18 protein-coding genes and 1 pseudogene are annotated in these 20,198 nt (G+C 70.3%); 14 read left to right on the top strand and 5 right to left on the bottom strand.

Annotated features, from left to right (window positions below):
* The first annotated feature begins 29 nt into the window (after positions 1 to 29).
* From OG524_RS14580 to OG524_RS14565, 4 genes and pseudogenes are all read left to right on the top strand, one after another.
* Positions 30 to 1,244, top strand: coding sequence for an allantoate amidohydrolase (locus OG524_RS14580; RefSeq protein ID WP_405393195.1), 1,215 nt, complete (start codon positions 30 to 32; stop codon positions 1,242 to 1,244).
* Positions 1,235 to 2,602 carry a formimidoylglutamate deiminase gene (locus OG524_RS14575; protein ID WP_405390387.1) on the top strand — a complete coding sequence of 456 codons (1,368 nt, stop codon included), beginning with the start codon at positions 1,235 to 1,237 and terminating at the stop codon, positions 2,600 to 2,602. Before OG524_RS14580 ends, OG524_RS14575 begins: the two co-directional genes overlap by 10 nt.
* A 32-nt stretch (positions 2,603 to 2,634) precedes the next feature.
* Positions 2,635 to 3,807: an imidazolonepropionase gene (gene hutI, locus OG524_RS14570; protein WP_405810540.1), complete on the top strand. Its 1,173-nt coding sequence runs from the start codon at positions 2,635 to 2,637 to the stop codon at positions 3,805 to 3,807.
* A 145-nt stretch (positions 3,808 to 3,952) separates the two neighbouring features.
* A pseudogene (locus OG524_RS14565) lies at positions 3,953 to 4,102 on the top strand (cellulose biosynthesis protein CelD); the annotation flags it as partial.
* Positions 4,103 to 4,271: 169 nt separating this feature from the next.
* Here the strand turns inward: OG524_RS14565 and OG524_RS14560 are convergent.
* The gene (locus tag OG524_RS14560) at positions 4,272 to 5,216 is read right to left on the bottom strand and encodes an RNA polymerase sigma factor SigF (protein ID WP_405390389.1); all 945 of its coding nucleotides are present in this window, start codon (positions 5,214 to 5,216) and stop codon (positions 4,272 to 4,274) included.
* Between the two features lie 291 nt (positions 5,217 to 5,507).
* On the opposite strand from OG524_RS14560, the gene OG524_RS14555 reads away from it, so the two are divergent.
* Both OG524_RS14555 and OG524_RS14550 read left to right on the top strand, forming a co-directional pair.
* Positions 5,508 to 5,876, top strand: a complete 369-nt coding sequence (locus OG524_RS14555; RefSeq protein ID WP_405390390.1) for an STAS domain-containing protein — start codon at positions 5,508 to 5,510, stop codon at positions 5,874 to 5,876.
* A 198-nt stretch (positions 5,877 to 6,074) separates the two neighbouring features.
* Entirely contained in the window at positions 6,075 to 6,566 is a 492-nt protein-coding gene (locus OG524_RS14550; RefSeq protein WP_405390391.1) for an ATP-binding protein, read from the top strand.
* A gap of 246 nt (positions 6,567 to 6,812) precedes the next feature.
* On the opposite strand, the gene OG524_RS14545 is transcribed toward OG524_RS14550, so the two are convergent.
* Positions 6,813 to 8,303 carry an oligopeptide:H+ symporter gene (locus OG524_RS14545; protein ID WP_405390393.1) on the bottom strand — a complete coding sequence of 497 codons (1,491 nt, stop codon included), beginning with the start codon at positions 8,301 to 8,303 and terminating at the stop codon, positions 6,813 to 6,815.
* A gap of 487 nt (positions 8,304 to 8,790) precedes the next feature.
* On the opposite strand from OG524_RS14545, the gene OG524_RS14540 reads away from it, so the two are divergent.
* Together OG524_RS14540 and OG524_RS14535 are read left to right on the top strand one after the other, a co-directional pair.
* Entirely contained in the window at positions 8,791 to 9,468 is a 678-nt protein-coding gene (locus tag OG524_RS14540) for a response regulator transcription factor (RefSeq protein WP_405390394.1), read from the top strand.
* A 15-nt stretch (positions 9,469 to 9,483) separates the two neighbouring features.
* The gene (locus OG524_RS14535; protein ID WP_405390395.1) at positions 9,484 to 10,749 is read left to right on the top strand and encodes an ATP-binding protein; all 1,266 of its coding nucleotides are present in this window, start codon (positions 9,484 to 9,486) and stop codon (positions 10,747 to 10,749) included.
* A 24-nt stretch (positions 10,750 to 10,773) separates the two neighbouring features.
* Here OG524_RS14535 and OG524_RS14530 read toward each other — a convergent pair whose 3' ends face one another.
* Positions 10,774 to 11,292: a GtrA family protein gene (locus tag OG524_RS14530; protein WP_405390396.1), complete on the bottom strand. Its 519-nt coding sequence runs from the start codon at positions 11,290 to 11,292 to the stop codon at positions 10,774 to 10,776.
* A 185-nt stretch (positions 11,293 to 11,477) separates the two neighbouring features.
* Here OG524_RS14530 and OG524_RS14525 point away from each other — a divergent pair, with 185 nt between their 5' ends.
* The 3 genes from OG524_RS14525 to OG524_RS14515 are packed head-to-tail and all read left to right on the top strand — an operon-like array spanning position 11,478 to position 14,342.
* Positions 11,478 to 12,608 carry a 5-(carboxyamino)imidazole ribonucleotide synthase gene (locus OG524_RS14525; RefSeq protein ID WP_405812458.1) on the top strand — a complete coding sequence of 377 codons (1,131 nt, stop codon included), beginning with the start codon at positions 11,478 to 11,480 and terminating at the stop codon, positions 12,606 to 12,608.
* Positions 12,605 to 13,141, top strand: a complete 537-nt coding sequence (gene purE, locus OG524_RS14520; RefSeq protein WP_405390397.1) for a 5-(carboxyamino)imidazole ribonucleotide mutase — start codon at positions 12,605 to 12,607, stop codon at positions 13,139 to 13,141. The genes OG524_RS14525 and purE overlap by 4 nt, the downstream gene beginning before the upstream one ends.
* A gap of 7 nt (positions 13,142 to 13,148) precedes the next feature.
* Positions 13,149 to 14,342 (top strand): dipeptidase, encoded by a 1,194-nt coding sequence (locus OG524_RS14515; protein WP_405390398.1) that lies wholly within the window; start codon positions 13,149 to 13,151, stop codon positions 14,340 to 14,342.
* Between the two features lie 128 nt (positions 14,343 to 14,470).
* Here OG524_RS14515 and OG524_RS14510 read toward each other — a convergent pair whose 3' ends face one another.
* A complete protein-coding gene (locus OG524_RS14510) occupies positions 14,471 to 15,814 on the bottom strand; it encodes a UDP-glucose dehydrogenase family protein (RefSeq protein WP_405390399.1) in 1,344 nt (447 codons plus the stop codon).
* 174 nt (positions 15,815 to 15,988) lie between these two features.
* Between OG524_RS14510 and OG524_RS14505 the strand changes: the two genes are divergently transcribed.
* Together OG524_RS14505 and OG524_RS14500 are read left to right on the top strand one after the other, a co-directional pair.
* Complete coding sequence (locus OG524_RS14505; RefSeq protein ID WP_405393197.1) at positions 15,989 to 17,146, top strand: acyl-CoA dehydrogenase; 1,158 nt, start codon at positions 15,989 to 15,991, stop codon at positions 17,144 to 17,146.
* Between the two features lie 178 nt (positions 17,147 to 17,324).
* Positions 17,325 to 18,107: an isoprenyl transferase gene (locus OG524_RS14500; RefSeq protein WP_405390400.1), complete on the top strand. Its 783-nt coding sequence runs from the start codon at positions 17,325 to 17,327 to the stop codon at positions 18,105 to 18,107.
* Positions 18,108 to 18,190: 83 nt separating this feature from the next.
* Here OG524_RS14500 and OG524_RS14495 read toward each other — a convergent pair whose 3' ends face one another.
* Positions 18,191 to 19,477: an LCP family protein gene (locus OG524_RS14495; RefSeq protein ID WP_405390401.1), complete on the bottom strand. Its 1,287-nt coding sequence runs from the start codon at positions 19,475 to 19,477 to the stop codon at positions 18,191 to 18,193.
* A gap of 119 nt (positions 19,478 to 19,596) precedes the next feature.
* On the opposite strand from OG524_RS14495, the gene OG524_RS14490 reads away from it, so the two are divergent.
* Positions 19,597 to 20,145 carry an acyl-CoA thioesterase gene (locus OG524_RS14490; RefSeq protein WP_405390402.1) on the top strand — a complete coding sequence of 183 codons (549 nt, stop codon included), beginning with the start codon at positions 19,597 to 19,599 and terminating at the stop codon, positions 20,143 to 20,145.
* Positions 20,146 to 20,198: the final 53 nt, after the last annotated feature.

Raw genomic sequence — 20,198 nt, 5'->3', positions numbered from 1 at the left:
CCGACGTACGCCCGCCCTCCTTCCAGGAGATGTGGCGGGACCTCGCACCCCTCGGGCGGCACGCGGGCAGCGGCGGCTACCGGAGGTACGCCTGGACCGGGGCCGACACCGAGTGCCGGGAGTGGTTCCGGGGGCAGGCCGAGGCGCGCGGGCTGGTCCACGAGGTCGACCGGAACGGGAACCAGTGGGCCTGGCTCGGTGATCCGCTCGCCGGCGACGCCGTCGTCACCGGGTCGCACCTCGACTCCGTGCCGGACGGGGGCGCCTTCGACGGGCCCCTCGGCGTGGTGTCCTCCTTCGCGGCCCTTGACGAACTCCGGCGCAGGGGAGCGGAGTTCACCAGGCCCTTCGCCGTCACCAACTTCGGTGACGAGGAAGGAGCCCGCTTCGGGCTCGCCTGTGTCGGGTCCCGGCTGGCCGCCGGACAGCTGACCGCCGAGAAGGCGCGTCTGCTGCGTGACGCCGACGGAATCACCCTGCCGCGGGCCATGGAGGCCGCCGGACACGACCCCGAGACCATCGGACCCGACCCCGAACGGCTCGCCCGTATCGGCGCGTTCGTCGAGCTCCACGTCGAGCAGGGGCGCGCCCTCGACCTGAGCGGGGACCCGGTCGGGGTCGCCTCCGCCATCTGGCCGCACGGCCGCTGGAGGTTCGACTTCCGGGGCGAGGCCAACCACGCAGGCACCACGCGGCTCGCCGACCGGCGCGACCCGATGCTCACGTACGCCGAGACCGTCCTGGCGGCCCGGCGGGAGGCACGGCTCGCCGGTGGCCTCGCGACCTTCGGCAAGGTCGCCGTCGAACCGAACGGTGTCAACGCGATCCCCTCCCTCGTGCGCGGCTGGCTCGACGCGCGGGCCGCCGACCAGGCCACCCTCGACGCCGTCGTCGACGGCGTCGAGCGGGCCGCCCGCGAGTACACCGAGCGCGCCGGGACCGGTCTCGACGTCGTACGGGAGTCGTTCACGCCCGTCGTGGAGTTCCAGCACGCCCTGCGCGACGAGATCTGCCGGGTGCTGAGCAAGCACGGTCCGGACGACACGGGACGCACCGTGCCCGTGCTCGGCACCGGAGCCGGCCACGATGCAGGTATTTTGTCCGCTTCCGCGCCGACCGCCATGCTGTTCGTACGGAACCCCACCGGGATCTCGCACTCGCCGGCCGAACACGCCGCCGAGGACGACTGCGTGGCCGGGGTGATCGCACTCGCCGACGTACTGGAAGGTCTCGCGTGCAGCTGACGGCGCAACCCACGGGCACACCGGTCACCGCCACCTACTGGATGTCGCACGCCTGGCTCGGCACGCACGTCGAGCCGGGCGTCACCCTGGACGTGGCCGGGGGACGCGTCGCCGGTGTCCGTACGGGCATCGACGCACCCCCTCCCGGTGCCGTCGCCCTGCGCGGACTGACCCTCCCCGGGCTGGCCAACACCCACTCGCACGCCTTCCACCGGGCCCTGCGCTCCACCGTCCAGGTGGGTTCGGGCACCTTCTGGACCTGGCGCGAGCTGATGTACCGGACGGCCTCCCGGCTCACCCCCGACACCTACTTCGACCTGGCCCGTGCCACGTACGCCGAAATGGCCCTGGCCGGCATCACCTCCGTCGGCGAATTCCACTATCTGCACCACGCGCCCGGCGGCACGCCCTACGACAACCCGAACGCGATGGGCGAGGCACTCGTCGCGGCGGCGGGTGAGGCGGGCATCCACATCACCCTGCTGGACACCGCCTATCTCGCCGCCGGATTCGGCGAGAAGCCCAACCGGCACCAGCTCCGCTTCTCCGACACCACCGCCGACGCCTGGGCCGAGCGCGCCTCCCTCCTCAAAGGCGCCGACCACGCGCTGATCGGCGCCGCCATCCACTCCGTACGCGCCGTCCCGGCCGGTCAGCTGACCACCGTCGTGCGGTGGGCCGAGGAGCGGGGGGCGCCGCTCCACGTCCACCTCTCCGAGCAGACCGCCGAGAACGACGCCTGCCTCGCCGCCCACGGCCGCACCCCCACCCGGCTCCTCGCCGACCACGGCGTCCTCGGCCCGCGCACCACCGGCATCCACAACACGCATCTCACCGCCGAGGACATCGCGCTGCTGGGGAACTCCGCCACCGGCACCTGCATGTGCCCCACCACCGAACGCGATCTCGCCGACGGCATCGGCCCCGCGGCGGCCCTCCAGCGGGCCGGATCCCCGCTCTCGCTCGGCAGCGACAGCCACGCCGTGATCGACCTCTTCGAAGAGGCCAGGGCGATGGAGCTCAACGAGCGGCTGCGCACCCATGTGCGCGGCCACTGGACCGCGGCAGCCCTGCTCCGGGCCGCTTCCGCCGACGGCCACGCCGCCCTCGGCCGCCCCGACGCGGGCACGCTCGAACCGGGTGCGCCCGCCGACCTCACCACCATCGCACTGGACTCCGTCAGGACCGCGGGACCGGCGACCCGGCTGGCAGCCGAAACAGCCGTATTCGCCGCCTCCGCGGCGGATGTGCGGCACACCGTCGTGGCGGGCCGGCACATCGTCCGCGACGGCCGTCACACACTGGTCGAGGACGTGCCGAGAGCACTCGCCGAGGCCATCGCCGCACTGCACGGCTGACCCCCGACGACATCGACGAAAGCTGCCCCCGGATGACGACCACCGCCATCACCGACATCGCCTGTCTGGTCACGAACGACCCCTCCCTCGGAAACGGGACCCCCCTGGGCCTGATCCGGGACGCGGCCGTCGTCATCGACGGCGACCGCATCGTCTGGACCGGTGAATCAAGCAAAGCACCCGCCACCGACAACGCCTTCGACGCGGGCGGCCGGGCCATGATCCCCGGCTTCGTGGACTCCCACTCCCACCTGGTGTTCGCGGGCGACCGCACCCAGGAGTTCAACGCCCGCATGACCGGGCGCCCCTACTCCGCGGGCGGCATCCGCACGACGGTCGCCGCCACCCGGGCGGCCTCCGACGACGCGCTGTCCGCCAACGTCGCCCGCTACCTCGCCGAGGCCCTCCGGCAGGGCACCACCACCTGTGAGACGAAGTCCGGATACGGCCTCACCGTCGAGGACGAGGCCCGATCCCTGCGCATCGCCGCCCGCCACACCGACGAGGTCACCTACCTCGGTGCCCACATCGTGTCGCCCGACTACGCCGACGACCCCGCCGGTTACGTGGACCTGGTCACCGGACCGATGCTGGACGCCTGCGCCCCGCACGCCCGCTGGATCGACGTGTTCTGCGAGAAGGGCGCCTTCGACGGGGACCAGGCCCGCGCCATCCTCACCGCCGGCCTGGCCAAGGGCCTCCACCCCCGCGTCCACGCCAACCAGCTCGGCCACGGCCCCGGGGTCCAGCTCGCCGTCGAGCTCGACGCCGCGTCCGCCGACCACTGCACCCATCTCACCGACGCCGACCTCGACGCACTCGGGCAGGGCGACACCGTCGCCACGCTGCTCCCCGGCGCCGAGTTCTCCACCCGCGCGCTCTGGCCCGACGCCCGCCGCCTCCTCGACGCGGGCGCCACGGTCGCGCTGTCCACGGACTGCAACCCGGGCTCCTCGTTCACCTCCTCCATGCCGTTCTGCATCGCCCTCGCCGTACGGGACATGGGGATGACCCCCGACGAAGCGGTCTGGTCCGCCACCGCCGGCGGCGCCGCCGCACTGCGCCGCACCGACATCGGCCGCATCGCACCGGGCGCGCGCGCCGACCTCCTGCTCCTCGACGCACCGAGCCATGTCCACCTCGCCTACCGGCCGGGGGTCCCGCTGGCCTACGCCGTGTGGCAGCGCGGCGAACGGGTCGCGTGACACCCAGGTGACGAAGGGTCCCGAAAGCGGAGGACGGGACCCGGGTATCACCGCCGGTCACCATATGTCGTGGCTGTCCACCGCGGAGTGACCGTGCCCGGACCGTTCTCGGCAGCGTGGCTCAGGGGGTGGGCCGGGGGGTCCGGTGAGCAGTCGGCGCACCCGTGTGGTCAGGACCGGAGATCTGGGCGCGGGGGACATCGAGACCTGGCGGGAGCTCCGGGCGAAGTCCGGCGCTCCGGCCCATCCGTTCATGGAACCGGAATTCACCCTGGCCGTCGGCCGGGTATCGCCGTCTCCGGCGCGGGACCGCGACCGCTCTCCCCATGAGCCATGTGTTCCCCCCCAGAACCATGTCCAATGTGGCCCCATTCCGTGGCACTTCGTCAACAATGCGGAAGGACCCGTCCGTTGCCGGGACAGGTCCTTCCGCAACGACGTGCCGGGATGCCCGGGACGCCGGATCACTCCTCCACGGTCAGGCCCTTCCTGAGCTTGACCAGCGTCCGGGAGAGCAGTCGTGACACATGCATCTGCGACATGCCGAGCTCGTCGCCGATCTCCGACTGCGTCATGTTGGCGACGAACCGCAGGGAGAGGATCGTGCGGTCGCGCGTCGGCAGCGAGGCGATCATCGGCTTCAGGGACTCGACGTACTCGATGCCTTCGAGCCCGTGGTCCTCGTAGCCCATGCGGTCCGCGAGCGCGCCCTCGCTGTCGTCGTCCTCGGGCTTGGCGTCCAGCGAGCTAGCGGTGTACGCGTTGCTCGCGGCCATGCCTTCGACGACCTCGTCGGCGGCGATGCCGAGTCGTTCGGCCAGCTCGGCCACGGTGGGTGCGCGGTCCAGCTGCTGGGCCAGCTCGTCGCCCGCCCTGGCGAGGTCGAGCCGCAGCTCCTGGAGACGGCGCGGGACGCGCACGGACCAGCTGGTGTCGCGGAAGAAGCGCTTGATCTCGCCGATGATGGTCGGCATCGCGAACGTCGGGAACTCGACGCCCCGGCTGAGCTCGAAGCGGTCGATCGCCTTGATCAGCCCGATCGTGCCGACCTGGACGATGTCCTCCATGGGCTCACTGCGTGAGCGGAACCGGGAGGCGGCGAACTTGACCAGTGCCAGGTTGAGTTCGACGAGGGTGTTGCGTACGTACGCGTACTCGTGGGTGCCCTCCTCAAGGGCTTCGAGCCGCGCGAACAGGGTCTTCGACAGCGCCCTGGCGTCCAGTGCGCCGACTTCGGCGTAGGGCGGGATCTCGGGGAGTCCCTCCAGGCCCTCGCTCGGAAGGTCTTCGGTGTTCTCGCCGCGCGGGCCGGGTACGGCGCCGGTGGCGGGGGAGTCGGAATCGGTCGGTCCCTGAGGACATGCCGACGTCGCGAGGCGGGTACGCGATACGTCGAGCCGGGGTGACATGGTTCTCCTCCATCGTTCTCGGCATATGGCTGCCGATGCCCATACGTTCCTGCGGTGAAGCGGCGCCTCCGAAGCCGATCGAATGTCCGGGTGGTGATGTCCCTTCTACCCATACCCGGTTCACGCCACGAGTGACAAGCTCCAAATGGGCTTGTATGTCCGCTTTGTTGAGTTCTCTGACTACCGTGTGGCGAGGGAAACGCGTAATGTTTTACGCACGTCGGCGGAAGCCACGAAGACGGCCGCGCAGACAGTGCGCGGACAGTGACGGACGGCGAAGAGGAATCGGGCATGGACCGCGGGACGGTCGGCAGTGCGAACCGGGGTCGGCTACAGGTCGAGGCCCGGACCGAGGGGCTCAGCGAGGTCGTGACGCCTGTGGGCGAGCTCGATCACCACACCGCCGATCTGCTGCGGGAGCCGCTGGAGAGTGCGGTCGAGCAAGGGCGTGCGCGTCTGGTGGTCGACTGCTCGCGGCTGGAGTTCTGCGATTCCACCGGGCTCAACGTGCTGCTCGGTGCCCGTCTGAAGGCCGAGGCGGCCGGGGGAGGGGTTCATCTGGCCGGAATGCTGCCCGTGGTGGCCCGTGTCTTCGAGATCACGGGGGCGGAAGCGGTCTTCACCGTCCATGCCTCGCTCGAAGAGGCCCTGCGCACCTGACAGCGCTTCCTCTGTGCGTGTCCGGTCACCGGACGCCCCGCGTATCGCTCGCGTCACGCTTGTGGCGTAGCCGAAGTGGGTGTTGTCACGATCCGGCAGGGCAGGAGACACCCCGGCGGGGTCATGGATCGCGCACACTCTGTATCTGACCAGTATCTGTTCGATGGCAACACGGTGAATCGGTGAGGTGAAGCGCTGATGAGCACCACCCGGCAGCATCCGCCGGGCGGCCTCGGCCGCGAGCCGGACGGTACGGGCCCCGCCCCTGCCGTACCTGCGGACCGGCAGTGGCGCACGCTCTCGCTGCGGCAGGCCAGCGGCATCGTGCCGACGGCCCGTGATTTCGCCCGGCAGGCCCTGCACGACTGGGGCTGGCTCCCGGCGACCGGCGCGGACCGGCGGGCCGCCGCCGAGGACGTCCTGCTGGTCGTCTCCGAGCTCGTGACGAACGCCTGCCTGCACGCGGACGGTCCCGAGGAGCTCCGTATCGCCTGCTCACCCAAGGTGCTGCGGGTCGAGGTCGTCGACCGCGGAGCGGGTCAGCCCGCCCCGCGCAACCCGCACCGCGCGGGCCGGCCCGGTGGGCACGGCATGTTCATCGTGCAGCGGCTCTGTCTGGACTGGGGCGTCGCGCGTACGCCGGACGAGCCGGGCAAGACCGTCTGGGCGGAGCTCGCCGCGCCCGCGTAGCCCCGCCGCCACCCGCATTGCCCGAAGAGCGCGCCGTTCCCCGGCGCGCTCTTCTGCCGTATCTGCCAGGAAGCGGCTCCCGCACGCGCCCGGAAGCCGACCTCCGTACCCGCCAGGAAGCGGCTCCCGCACCCCAGCCGGAAACGCCGGCCTCGGCAGCCGGGAACGCTGCGGCAGCCGGAAACGCCGCGAGGGCCGCCGCACCTGGTCGGTGCGACGGCCCCCGCGTACGGGCGGGCGTCCGTGTCAGCGGACGTCGCCCATGAGCGTCTTGACCTTGCCGCGGTACATGAAGATCGCGACACCGGCGGCCACCGCGAGGGTGGCCTGGAGCGCCACCACCCCGGTGCCGTTGAGCTCGACGCCCGCGATGGACAGCAGCCCCGTGGTGCAGTCGCCGGCGGTGACCGCCAGGAACCAGACACCCATCATCTGGCTGGCGTACTTGGCCGGAGCCATCTTCGTGGTGACCGAGAGGCCGACCGGGGAGAGTGTCAGCTCGGCGACGGTCTGCACGAAGTAGATCGCGACCAGCCACATCGCGGCGGCCTTGTGACCGTCGCCCGCGATCGTCAGCGGCAGCAGGAACAGGAAGAACGACGCACCGACCAGCACCAGACCGGAGCTGAACTTCACGATCGTGCTGGGCTCCTTGCCCCGCCGGTTCAGCGCCATCCAGAAGGCGGCGAAGACCGGGGCCAGCGCCATGATCAGGACCGGGTTGACCGACTGGTACCAGGAGACCGGGAAGTCCCAGCCGAGGACCGAGTTCTCGGCCGAGGAGTCGGCGAAGATCGCCAGGGTCGAACCACCCTGGTCGTAGATCATCCAGAAGATGGCGGCGGCCACGAAGAACCAGATGTAGCCGGACATCTTCTTCTGCTCGGTGTCGCTGAGCTCCTTGTCGCGCTTGATGCGCGTCAGGACCAGCACCGGGATGACGAGGCCCGCGATCGTGATCGGGACCAGCAGCCAGTTCAGCGTGTAGACGCCGGTGACGACCGTACCGATGTAGAAGACGGCCGCGACACCCATCCAGATCATGGCCTTGCGCAGGGTCGAGGCACGCTCGTCGGCGCTCAGCGGCTTCGGGACGATCAGGCTGCGCTCGTTCAGGTGGCGCGTGCCGAGCAGGAACTGGGCGACACCCAGCCCCATGCCGAGGGCGGCGAGGGCGAAGCCCAGGTGCCAGTCGACGTTCTCGCCGATCGTGCCGATGACGAGGGGCGCGGCGAAGGCACCCAGGTTGATGCCCATGTAGAAGATCGTGAAGCCACCGTCGCGGCGCGGGTCGTCCGGGCCGTCGTACAGGTGGCCGACCATCGTCGAGATGTTGGACTTCAGCAGACCGGAGCCGATCGCCACCAGGCCGAGACCGGCGAAGAACGTGCCCTCGGAGGGCAGTGCCAGCACCAGGTGGCCGAGCATGATCGTGCCGCCGGCGATCGCGACGGTCTTGCGCGGGCCCCATACCCGGTCGCCGAACCAGCCGCCGGGCATGGCGAGCAGGTACACCAGCGACAGGTAGACCGAATAGATCGCCGTGGCCGTGCCCGGGTTCATGTCGAGCCCGTTGGGAGCGATCAGGTAGAGCGGGAGAAGTGCGCGCATGCCGTAATAGCTGAAGCGCTCCCACATCTCGGTCATGAAGAGAGTGGCCAGGCCGCGGGGGTGGCCGAAGAAGGTCTTCTCCGAACCAGCGGTACTGGCCGAGTCCTTCGTCAGGCTGGACGCCATGATCGATCCTTGCTGGTCGGGACGCGTCACCGCAGGGGTGGTACGCGCCCGGTGGGGGGTAGCCGGCACCGGCACGGCTGCGCCCCACCCCCGACGCCTCGGGGAGTTCGATCCGGTCACCGGCTCCGTGGGGGAGCGGGGGCGGACTCGGGGACCGACCGCACCGGGATCCACGCCCGGTGCGTGTCCTCACGCTCCGGGCCCGGCCCATAGGTCATTCACTGGTCACGGCCGGTGGGAACCCGGCCCGCACACAAAAGAGACCCTTGGCGCTAAAAGATGCCCAAAGGTCCTTCAGTGGTGCAACAGGCGTCGAGCAACCATACGACACGACACACGGGGATATGAAAGGACTTGAGAGATGGATCACAGGTGATAAGGGGTCCACGGTCTCATGTTCCAAGGTGGATGACCGATTCATGACCCTGTCCCGCAGGGCTTGTCGAGCGCCTCACCCCGGGCGCTCCACGCGGACTACCATCACTGCATGACCCGTGTACTGCTCGCCGAGGACGACGCATCCATCTCGGAGCCACTGGCCCGCGCCCTGCGTCGTGAGGGTTACGAGGTCGAGGTCCGCGAGGACGGTCCGACCGCACTCGACGCCGGACTCCAGGGAGGCATCGACCTGGTCGTGCTCGACCTGGGACTGCCCGGGATGGACGGCCTCGAAGTCGCCCGGCGACTGCGCGCCGACGGGCACGCCGTACCGATCCTCGTCCTGACCGCCCGCGCCGACGAGGTCGACACGGTGGTCGGCCTGGACGCCGGCGCCGACGACTACGTCACCAAGCCCTTCCGTCTCGCCGAGCTCCTCGCCCGGGTCCGCGCCCTGCTGCGGCGCGGCGCGGCCGAGCCCGCCCCGCAGCCCGCCACCCACGGCGTACGGATCGACGTCGAGTCGCACCGTGCCTGGATGGGCGAGGAGGAACTCCAGCTCACCGCGAAGGAGTTCGACCTGCTCAGGGTCCTCGTCCGGGACGCCGGCCGGGTCGTCACCCGCGACCAGCTGATGCGCGAGGTCTGGGACACCACATGGTGGTCCTCCACGAAGACCCTCGACATGCACATCTCCTGGCTCCGCAAGAAGCTCGGCGACGACGCGGCCAATCCCCGTTACATCGCCACCGTGCGGGGCGTCGGCTTCCGGTTCGAGAAGAGCTGACGTACAGAAACAGTCATGCGCCGCCGACTGATCAATTCCACTCTCGCCGTGGTGCTCGTGGTGATCGCCGTCTTCGGCGTCTCCCTCGTCATCGTCGAGACCCGCACCATCAGCAACAGCGCCCAGGAGAGTGTCGACTCCGAGGCGCTGCGGCTGATCAGCGTCGTCGAGAGCCGCCTGCTCGGCGCGGAGCGGATCACTCCCGCCGTCCTCTCCGAACAGGTCGGCCCCGACCGGTACGCACGCGTCGAGATTCCGGGGCGGGCCCCCATCGAGGTCGGCGAACGCCCCACGGGCAGCATCATCAGCAGTTCGGAGACGGGAGAGCAGGGCGAGAAGGTCACCGTCGAGGAGTCCCGCTCCGCCGTCACCCGCGAGGTCGGCCGGACCCTGCTGATCATCGGGGCGGTGGCGCTCCTCGCGATCGTCTCCGCCGTACTCCTCGCCGTACGCCAGGCCAACCGGCTGACCTCGCCGCTCACCGACCTCGCCGAGACCGCCGAACGCCTCGGCTCCGGCGACCCGCGCCCCCGGCGCAAGCGGTACGGGGTCACCGAACTGGACAGGGTCGCCGATGTCCTGGACGCCTCCGCCGAGCGGATCGCCCGGATGCTGACCGCCGAACGACGCCTCGCCGCGGACGCCTCGCACCAGCTCCGCACCCCGCTGACCGCGCTCTCGATGCGGATCGAGGAGATCTACTCCACCGACGACCCGGACACGGTGAAGGAGGAGGCGAGCATCGCGCTCACCCAGGTCGAGCGGCTCACCGACGTGGTGGAGCGGCTGCTGACCAACGCCCGTGACGCGCGCACCGGCTCCGCCGTCGTCTTCGACCTCGACGAGGTCGTCAAGCAGCAGCTGGAGGAGTGGCGCCCGGCCTACCGCAGCGCCGGCCGCGCCGTCGTCTGCTCCGGGAAGCACGAACTGCAGGCCGTCGGCACCCCCGGCGCGGTCGCCCAGGTGCTCGCCGCGCTGATCGAGAACTCACTGATGCACGGCGGCGGCACCGTCGCGCTGCGCACCCGCGTCACCGGCAACCAGGTCGTCGTCGAGGTGACCGACGAGGGACCCGGAGTGCCCGCCGACCTCGGGGCCCGGATCTTCGAGCGGACCATCAGCGGCCGCAACTCCACGGGCATCGGCCTCGCCGTCGCCCGGGATCTCGCGGAGGCCGACGGTGGCCGGCTCGAACTGCTCCAGCAGCAGCCCCCGGTCTTCGCCCTCTTCCTCAGCAGGATTCCCCCCAACCGCAAGGAACCGGAACGCCCGGTCCGATGAACACCCGGCAGCCGGTGTGGTGCGTCAGTGGCCCACGGGGCCGGGGACTACCTCGTCGGCGGGTCGTCGCTGCTCCAGAAATCGTTCCGCGTTCAGCACGGCCTCCTTGGCGGGCAGCGCCTTGAAGACCCAGCTGCGGTACGACCAGAAGCGGAACAGCGTGGCGATCCCGATCCCCAGGATCTTGAAGACATTGCTCTGGACCGGGCTGTTCCACCCGAAGCCGTACGTCGCCACGTACAGCACGCCCGTCTCGATCAGCGCCCCGACGGCGCTGAACAGCAGGAACAGCGTCAGTTCACGCGTCCGACCGCTCTTGTCGCGGTCACGGTAGGTCCAGTAGCGGAAGCCGACGTAGTTGAAGAGGATGGCGACGACCGTCCCCATCAGCCCGGCCCGCACCACCGGAATGTCCGTCGTCCGCCAGATCAGGTTGGAGACGGCGATGTTCACGACCAGGCCGAATGCGCCGACCGCGCCGAACTTGGCGACCTCCCGGGCCAGCAGATCAAGCCGGGCCCGCAGTGCGCCCCGTTCGCTCATGGTGATCGCTCGTCCCGTCCGTCCGGTTCCGTCAACCCGGCCATGCTAACCAGCCCTCCCGTGTGATGCCTGTGGGCAGACTGGGCGGCGTGACGTCCACCCCTTCATGGGAGGGAGGTAGGAGAGGGTGAGGGGAGCTTCCGCGCGCCCGATACCCTGGAGGCGTGACGTTCCCTGTAGTCGGCATGGTCGGCGGCGGTCAGCTCGCCCGTATGACCCACGAGGCGGGTATCCCCCTCGGCCTCAAGTTCAAGCTCCTCAGTGACACCCCTCAGGACTCGGCCGCCCAGGTCGTCGGCGAAGTCGTCATCGGCGACTACCGCGACCTGGAGACGCTGCGCGCCTTCGCACGCGGCTGCGACGTGATCACCTTCGATCACGAGCACGTGCCGACCGAGCACCTGCGGGCCCTGGAGGCGGACGGCATCCCCGTCCGCCCCGGTCCTGACGCCCTGGTGCACGCCCAGGACAAGGGGGTGATGCGCGCGAAGCTCATGGAGATCGGCGCCCCCTGCCCCCGCCACCGCATCGTGACGGACGCGGCCGACGTCGCCGCCTTCGCCGAGGAGGGGGACGGCTTCCCCGTCATCCTCAAGACGGTCCGCGGCGGCTACGACGGCAAGGGCGTGTGGGTGGTCCGCTCCGCGGCCGACGCCGCGGAGCCCTTCCGCGCCGGCGTCCCCGTGCTCGCCGAGGAGAAGGTCGACTTCGTACGGGAGCTGGCGGCCGACATCGTCCGCTCGCCGCACGGCCAGGCCGTCGCCTACCCGGTCGTCGAGTCCATCCAGGTCGACGGCGTCTGCGACACCGTCATCGCCCCGGCCCCCGGCCTGGACGAACGGCTGGCCGGCGAGGCCCAGCAGCTCGCCCTGCGGATCGCCGCCGAACTCGGTGTGGTCGGTCATCTCGCGGTCGAGCTGTTCGAGATCCGTCACGCCGACGGGACCCCCGGGATCCTGGTGAACGAGCTGGCGATGCGCCCGCACAACTCCGGGCACTGGACCCAGGACGGCGCGATCACCTCGCAGTTCGCCAACCACGTGCGGGCCGTCCTCGACCTCCCGCTCGGCGACCCGCGCCCGCGCGCCACCTGGACGGTCATGTGCAACGTCCTGGGCGGCGACTACCCGGACATGTACCAGGCGTACCTGCACTGCATGGCCCGCGACCCGCAGCTCAAGATCCACATGTACGGCAAGGACGTGAAGCCCGGCCGCAAGGTCGGCCACGTCAACACCTACGGCGACGACCTGGCGGACGTGCGGGAGCGCGCCCGGCACGCGGCCGACTACCTGCGAGGAACAATCACCGAATGACTTCTTCCGGTACCGCCCCCGTCATCGGCATCGTCATGGGCTCGGACTCCGACTGGCCCGTCATGGAAGCCGCCGCGAAGGCACTCGACGAGTTCGAGATCCGCTACGAGGTCGACGTCGTCTCCGCCCACCGCATGCCGCGCGAGATGATCGCGTACGGCGAGCAGGCGGCGGACCGCGGCCTCAAGGCGATCATCGCGGGCGCCGGGGGAGCGGCCCACCTGCCCGGCATGCTCGCCTCCGTGACCCCGCTCCCCGTCATCGGCGTGCCCGTACCGCTGAAGTACCTGGACGGCATGGACAGCCTGCTCTCCATCGTCCAGATGCCGGCCGGGGTCCCCGTCGCCACCGTCTCCGTAGGCGGCGCGCGCAACGCGGGCCTGCTGGCCGCACGGATCCTCGCCGTGTCCGACCCCGCCCTCCAGGAGCGGATGCAGGAGTTCCTGCAGGAGCTGAACGACCAGGCCACCGAGAAGGGCAAACGACTGCGCGCCAAGGTCGAGGGCGCGGACTCCTTCGGCTTCGGGAAGTAGGCGCCCCATGGACCACCTGGACCGCGCCCGGCTGCTCCTCGCCGACCACCCCGTCGTCGACGGCCACAACGACCTCCCCTGGGCCCTGCGCGAGCAGGTCGGCTACGACCTGGAAGCCCGCGACATCGCCACCGACCAGACCGGCGTGCTGCACACCGACATCCCGCGTCTGCGGGCCGGCGGCGTCGGTGCGCAGTTCTGGTCCGTCTACGTCTCCACCCGGCTGACCGGCGACGACGCGGTCAGCGCCACGCTGGAGCAGATCGACGTGGTCGGCGAGCTCCTGGCGCGCCACCCGGTGGACCTGCGGCGCGCGCTGACCGCCGACGACATGGAGAAGGCCCGCGCCGAAGGACGCATCGCGTCCCTGATGGGTGCCGAGGGCGGTCACTCCATCAACAACTCGCTGGGCACCCTGCGCGCGCTGCACACCCTCGGCGTCCGCTACATGACGCTGACGCACAACGACAACACCGACTGGGCGGACTCGGCGACCGACACCGCGCGGGCCGGCGGCCTGTCGGAGTTCGGCCGCCAGGTCGTGCGGGAGATGAACCGCATCGGCATGCTGGTCGATCTCTCCCACGTGGCGGCCAGCACGATGCGTGACGCCCTCGCCACCTCCGTCGCGCCGGTGATCTTCTCGCACTCCTCCGCCCGCGCGGTCTGCGACCACCCGCGCAACATCCCCGACGACGTGCTGCGCATGCTCGCCGCCAACGGTGGTGTGGCGATGGCGACCTTCGTACCGAAGTTCGTCCTCCCGGCGGCCGTCGAGTGGACGCTGGCCGCCGACCGCAACATGCGCGAGCACGGCCTGCACCACCTCGACACCACCCCGGCCGCGATGCGCATCCACGCGGACTTCGAGGCCGCCAACCCGCGCCCCCTGGCCACGGTGGCGACGATCGCCGACCACCTCGACCACATGCGCGAGATCGCCGGAATCGACCACATCGGCATCGGCGGCGACTACGACGGCACGGCGTTCCTCCCCGAGGGCCTGGAGGACGTCTCCGGCTACCCGCGCCTGATCGCCGAGCTGCTCACCCGAGGCTGGTCGGAGACCGACCTCGCCAAGCTGACCTGGCGGAACGCGGTACGGGTCCTGCGCGACGCGGAAGCGGTGTCCCGCGACCTCAGCGCGCAGTACGGCCCCTCGCACGCGACGATCGACGACCTGGACGGCCCGGCGGCGTAGCCGCACAGAACCGCCGGGCGGGGCGAACCATCCCGCCCGGCGGCAGGGCCGAATCAAGCCCGTCCGGCGATCGAGGACAAAACGACCACCGGGCGGAACCGGTCATCCCGCCCCCGCCCCGCCGGGCGCTACGCCTTCGGCCGGCCCATGGCCCGGTACGTCCACCCCGCGTCGCGCCACGCCGCCGGGTCCAGCGCGTTGCGGCCGTCCAGGATGATCCGCCGCCCCACGACCTCGCCCAGGGCCGCCGCGTCCAGCTCACGGAATTCGCGCCACTCCGTCAGGTGCAGCACCACGTCCGCCCCGCGCACCGCGTCCAGCGCCGTGTCCGCGTAACCGAGCGTCGGGAAGAGCCGCCGGGCGTTGTCCATGCCCTTCGGGTCGAAGACCGTCACCTGGCCGCCCTGCAGATGGATCTGCCCCGCCACGTTCAGCGCAGGCGAATCCCGTACGTCGTCCGAGTCCGGCTTGAACGTCGCGCCCAGCACCGCCACCCGCTGCCCGAGGAACGAGTCCCCGCCCACCGCTTCGCGGGCGAGCTCCACCATGTGCCCGCGACGGCGCATGTTGATGGAGTCCACCTCGCGCAGGAACGTCAGCGCCTGGTCCGCGCCCAGCTCACCGGCGCGCGCCATGAAGGCCCGGATGTCCTTGGGCAGGCAGCCCCCGCCGAAGCCGATCCCGGCCCGCAGGAACTTCTTGCCGATCCGCTCGTCGTGACCGATCGCCTCGGCCAGCTTCACGACGTCACCGTCGGCGGCCTCGCAGACCTCCGCCATCGCGTTGATGAACGAGATCTTGGTCGCCAGGAACGAGTTCGCCGAGGTCTTCACCAGCTCGGCCGTCGGGAAGTCCGTCACCACGAACGGCGACCCCTCGCCGACAGGTCCCGCGTACACCTCGCGCAGCAGCTTCTCGGCCCGCTCGCTCTCCACCCCGACGACGATCCGGTCCGGGTGCAGCGTGTCGTTGACGGCGAAGCCCTCGCGCAGGAACTCCGGGTTCCAGGCCAGCTCGGCGTCCGTGCCGGCAGGTGCGAGCTCGGCCAGCCGTGCCGCGAGCCGCGCGGCGGAACCCACCGGCACGGTGGACTTGCCGACGACCAGGGCGGGCCGCGTCAGCTGCGGGGCCAGCGACTCGAAGGCACTGTCCACGTAGCTCATGTCACAGGCGTACTCACCGTGCTTCTGGGGCGTGTTCACGCAGACGAAGTGCACGTCGCCGAAGGCGCCGATCTCCTCCCACGACGTGGTGAAGCGCAGCCGCCCGCTGGAGCCTTCGATACCCGCGACGTGCTTCTGCAGGATCTCCTCCAGCCCCGGCTCGTACATCGGCACCCGGCCCGCCGAGAGCATCTCGATCTTCTCGGGCACGACATCGAGCCCGAGGACTTCGAAGCCCAGCTCCGCCATGGCCGCGGCATGGGTGGCGCCGAGGTAGCCGGTGCCGATCACAGTGATCCTGAGGGCCATGGGTGCTCCTGAACGATGCGGACAGACGTGCGGAGCCGAGCATATCCGGGCCTGTGGAACCCCTGTTTTGCGGCTGTCGGCAAGCTCACGTACCCGGCCGGTATGCCGGGCCGGACCCCGGCCACTAAAATTGGGTTACTTAACAGTAGTTAGCATCCTTGGGGAGTGAACGTCTTGGCGGGTTCGACCGACTTCGACCTCTACCGTCCGGCCGAGGAGCACGACATGCTCCGCGAGACGATCCGTTCGCTCGCCGAGGCCAAGATCGGTCCGTTCGCCGCGGAGGTGGACGAGGAGGGCCGCTTCCCGCAGGAGGCCCTGGACGCCCTGGTGGCCTCGGACCTGCACGCGGTCCACGTCCCGGAGGAGTACGGCGGCGCGGGTGCCGACGCGCTCGCCACGGTCATCGTGATCGAGGAGGTGGCCCGTGTCTGCGCGTCCTCCTCGCTGATCCCCGCCGTGAACAAGCTGGGCTCGCTCCCGGTGATCCTCTCCGGCTCCGAGGAGCTGAAGAGGAAGTACCTGGGCCCGCTCGCCAAGGGCGACGCGATGTTCTCGTACGCCCTGTCCGAACCGGACGCGGGTTCGGACGCGGCGGGCATGAAGACCAAGGCCGTCCGTGACGGGGACTTCTGGGTCCTCAACGGCGTGAAGCGCTGGATCACCAACGCTGGCGTCTCCGAGTACTACACGGTCATGGCCGTCACCGACCCGACGAAGCGCTCCAAGGGCATCTCGGCGTTCGTCGTCGAGAAGTCCGACGAGGGCGTCTCCTTCGGCGCCCCGGAGAAGAAGCTCGGCATCAAGGGCTCCCCGACGCGCGAGGTCTACCTCGACAACGTCCGTATCCCCGCCGACCGCATGATCGGCGAGGAGGGCACCGGCTTCGCCACCGCGATGAAGACCCTGGACCACACCCGCATCACGATCGCGGCCCAGGCCCTCGGCATCGCCCAGGGCGCCCTGGACTACGCCAAGGGCTACGTCCAGGAGCGCAAGCAGTTCGGCAAGCCGATCGGTGACTTCCAGGGCATCCAGTTCATGCTCGCCGACATGGCGATGAAGCTGGAGGCGGCCCGCCAGCTCACCTACGCGGCGGCGGCCAAGTCCCAGCGCCTCGACAGCGACCTGACCTTCTTCGGCGCGGCGGCCAAGTGCTTCGCCTCCGACGTCGCCATGGAGGTCACGACGGACGCCGTCCAGCTCCTCGGCGGCTACGGCTACACCCGGGACTACCCGGTGGAGCGCATGATGCGCGACGCCAAGATCACCCAGATCTACGAGGGCACGAACCAGGTCCAGCGGATCGTCATGGCCCGCAACCTGCCGTAACGGCGTACCCGCAGCTCGTGTCACGGCCCCCGGCGCACCTGCCGGGGGCCGTGCCCGTGGGCCCGGCGGCGAGCCGACTGGCGTGCGCGGCACCGCGGTCGAGGACGTCCGCGGAGGGCCACCGGACACCGCTGATAGGGTCCGCGGAGGCTAAACCGCAACATGATGGAGTTGGTTCGTGAAGCTGCTCCCGCTGTTCCTCCGACGGCCGATAGAGGCGGTGTACGAGCGCCGGCTGGCCGCCACCCTGGTGGGGCTGCCCCGCCCGCAACACGTCGGGATCATGCTCGACGGCAACCGGCGCTGGGCCCGCCAGGCGGGCCACAAGGACCTCCGGGAGGGGTACCGGGCGGGCGGCGCCAAGGCGACCGAGTTCCTGGACTGGTGCACGGCCGCGGGAATCGAGCGCGTGACCCTGTTCATGCTCTCCGACGACAACCTCGGGCGCCCCGCCGACGAACTCGGCCCGCTGATCGAGATCATCAAGGAGACCGTCCAGGACATCACGGCCGCGGGCCGTCCCTGGGAGGTCCAGGTGATCGGTTCGCTGGACCTGCTGCCCGGAGCCACCGCCGAGGTCCTCAAGCAGGCCACCGCCACGACGGCCGGGCGTGGCGGGCTCAAGGTGGACATCGCGGTCGGCTACGGCGGCCGGCGCGAGATCGTCGACGCGGTCAAGAGCGCGTTCGCCGCGCACATCGCGGCGGGCGGCGACCCCGCCGAACTGGCCGAGCGGTTCGACATCGACGACATCTCCCGGCACCTGTACTCGCCGACGGCCGACCACACCGACTTCATCATCCGGACCTCCGGCGAGCAGCGGCTGTCGGGCTTCCTGCTCTGGCAGTCCGCGTACGCCGAGATGCACTGGGTGGACTGCTACTGGCCGGCGTTCCGCCGTGTGGACTTCCTGCGCGCGATCCGCTCGTACGCCGGCCGGCAACGCCGCTTCGGGAAGTAGCGGCCGGCACCCTGAGGTGCTCCGGGGAAACGAAAGGTCCGGACGGCAGACAGCCGTCCGGACCTTCCTGGGAGCCCGCGCGGTCAGCTGCCCTTGACCGTGACCTTCTCGTCGTTCTTCAGCTGCTCCACGAGCTGCTTGACCTTGGCCTTGTCCCAGACGAGGTTGCCGTTCACGCTCTGGCCGGAGAGCGGGATGTTCATCGACGTGCCCTCGCCGCCCGTGACGCCCTTCATCGCGAAGAACATCTGGCCCAGCGACCAGAGTGACATGTCCTTGTCGACGACCAGGGTGTCCAGGCCCGCGCCCATCGTCGGGTACAGCTTGAACGGGTTGAGGATCGTGGACGGCGTCGCCGTCTGGGAGGCCAGCGCCGCGAGGAACTTCTGCTGGTTCTTCGTACGGTCCAGGTCGCTCCCGGCGAACGCGTACCGGGTACGGACGAAGGCGAGGGACTGTTCGCCGTCCAGGGTCTGCTTGCCGGCCTGGAAGTCGGCGCCGGACTTCTTGTCCTTGAAGGCCTTGGGGATGTCCAGCTCGACGCCGCCGATCGCGTCCACGATCTTGGCGAAGCCGCCGAAGCCGATCTCGACATAGTGGTCGATCCGCAGCCCGGTGTTGAACTCGACCGTGCGGACCAGCAGCTCCGGGCCGTCCTCCGCGTACGCGGCGTTCAGCTTCGTCGTGCGGCCCGTCCCCGCGAACTTCTTGCCGGACTCGGAGCCGACGAACGAGGGGATCTCGACGTTCGAGTCGCGGGGCAGGGAGATCAGCGTCGGGCCGTTGGAGCCGTCGTGCAGGATCATCATCGAGTCGGTCCGCTTGCCCTCGGCGGAACCGGTGTGCAGCTTCTTCTTGTCCTCGGCCGTCATGCCCTCGCGGCTGTCGGAGCCGACGATCAGGTAGTTCGTGCCGTCGCCCTCGGAGGGACGCTCGATGACCTTGGAGAGGTCGACCTCGCGCTTGAGCTTGCCGTCGGCCCAGAAGTACGTGCCGATGGAGACGGCGAGCAGCACGACCACGAGGGTCAGCGCGCCGACCTTGATCCGTCGGCCCCAGTCGGGCGCGGGACGGCCCTGTACGTAACCGCCGTCGCCGCCACCGCGGCCGTTGCCCCCGCCGTGGCCGCCCTGGCTGCCGCTGTTGCCCCCGCCGCCGTAGACCTGGCCCGTGTTGTAGCCGCTGTCGTAGCCGGGGGACTCGTCGTAGCCCTGCCCCTGCTGCGGCGGGATCCGGGGCGGGGACTGCGGAGGCGCGGGGTGCCGCCTGACGTGCGGCATGGCGCGGGCACTCTCGGGCCGGGAGCTGCCACTGCCCTGCCCGTAGCGCTCACCGGGTCCGCCGTTCCGCCCATCGGGCCAATCGCTCATGTGGAACAGTGTGCCGTCCCGGGCCATGACTCTTACAGGGTGTACCGGAATTCGGACCGGGGCTGTTGCGAAGCTGATGCAATGCAACCGGGTGCAAGCCCCCGCATAAGGTGGAGGGCATGACAGATCAGGCCCAGTTGCCGGAAGGCGAGATTCCGGCCAAGCCGACCTCGGCCTCCCGGACCACCCTCAGCCACATCATGACCGGCAGCGACACCAACCTCCTGGGTACGGTGCACGGCGGCGTGATCATGAAACTGGTCGACGACGCGGCGGGTGCCGTCGCCGGCCGGCATTCCGGTGGTCCGGCCGTGACGGCCTCGATGGACGAGATGGTCTTCCTGGAGCCGGTGCGCGTCGGTGACCTCGTGCACGTCCGCGCCCAGGTGAACTGGACCGGCCGCTCATCGATGGAGGTCGGCGTCCGCGTCATGGCCGAGCGGTGGAACGAGTCGACGCCCGCCCAGCAGGTCGGCAGCGCGTACCTGGTGTTCGCGGCGGTCGACGAGGACGGCAAGCCGCGCCGGGTGCCGGACGTGGTCCCGGAGACGGAGCGCGACAAGCGCCGCTACCAGGAAGCCCAGATCCGCCGCACCCACCGCCTGGCCCGCCGCCGGGCGATCAAGGACCTCCGCGAACAACGCGCAGCCGAGGGCATCGACGACTGACCCGCCGGTCGTTGCCGGTCGTTGTGAGGCGACGGACCGGCGGATCGGTACGA

Source organism: Streptomyces sp. NBC_01520, from assembly GCF_045040375.1.
GTDB lineage: Bacteria > Actinomycetota > Actinomycetes > Streptomycetales > Streptomycetaceae > Streptomyces.
This window is presented reverse-complemented; position numbering and strand designations above follow the sequence as displayed.

Excerpts from the sequence above, each read along its gene's own strand:
- OG524_RS14580 (WP_405393195.1), top strand. The coding sequence starts at position 30 with ATGTGGCGGGACCTCGCACCCCTCGGGCGGCACGCGGGCAGCGGCGGC.
- hutI (WP_405810540.1), top strand. The coding sequence starts at position 2,635 with ATGACGACCACCGCCATCACCGACATCGCCTGTCTGGTCACGAACGAC.
- OG524_RS14560 (WP_405390389.1), bottom strand. The coding sequence starts at position 5,216 with ATGTCACCCCGGCTCGACGTATCGCGTACCCGCCTCGCGACGTCGGCA.
- OG524_RS14555 (WP_405390390.1), top strand. The coding sequence starts at position 5,508 with ATGGACCGCGGGACGGTCGGCAGTGCGAACCGGGGTCGGCTACAGGTC.
- OG524_RS14550 (WP_405390391.1), top strand. The coding sequence starts at position 6,075 with ATGAGCACCACCCGGCAGCATCCGCCGGGCGGCCTCGGCCGCGAGCCG.
- OG524_RS14545 (WP_405390393.1), bottom strand. The coding sequence starts at position 8,303 with ATGGCGTCCAGCCTGACGAAGGACTCGGCCAGTACCGCTGGTTCGGAG.
- OG524_RS14540 (WP_405390394.1), top strand. The coding sequence starts at position 8,791 with ATGACCCGTGTACTGCTCGCCGAGGACGACGCATCCATCTCGGAGCCA.
- OG524_RS14535 (WP_405390395.1), top strand. The coding sequence starts at position 9,484 with ATGCGCCGCCGACTGATCAATTCCACTCTCGCCGTGGTGCTCGTGGTG.
- OG524_RS14530 (WP_405390396.1), bottom strand. The coding sequence starts at position 11,292 with ATGAGCGAACGGGGCGCACTGCGGGCCCGGCTTGATCTGCTGGCCCGG.
- OG524_RS14525 (WP_405812458.1), top strand. The coding sequence starts at position 11,478 with ATGGTCGGCGGCGGTCAGCTCGCCCGTATGACCCACGAGGCGGGTATC.
- purE (WP_405390397.1), top strand. The coding sequence starts at position 12,605 with ATGACTTCTTCCGGTACCGCCCCCGTCATCGGCATCGTCATGGGCTCG.
- OG524_RS14515 (WP_405390398.1), top strand. The coding sequence starts at position 13,149 with ATGGACCACCTGGACCGCGCCCGGCTGCTCCTCGCCGACCACCCCGTC.
- OG524_RS14510 (WP_405390399.1), bottom strand. The coding sequence starts at position 15,814 with ATGGCCCTCAGGATCACTGTGATCGGCACCGGCTACCTCGGCGCCACC.
- OG524_RS14495 (WP_405390401.1), bottom strand. The coding sequence starts at position 19,477 with ATGAGCGATTGGCCCGATGGGCGGAACGGCGGACCCGGTGAGCGCTAC.
- OG524_RS14490 (WP_405390402.1), top strand. The coding sequence starts at position 19,597 with ATGACAGATCAGGCCCAGTTGCCGGAAGGCGAGATTCCGGCCAAGCCG.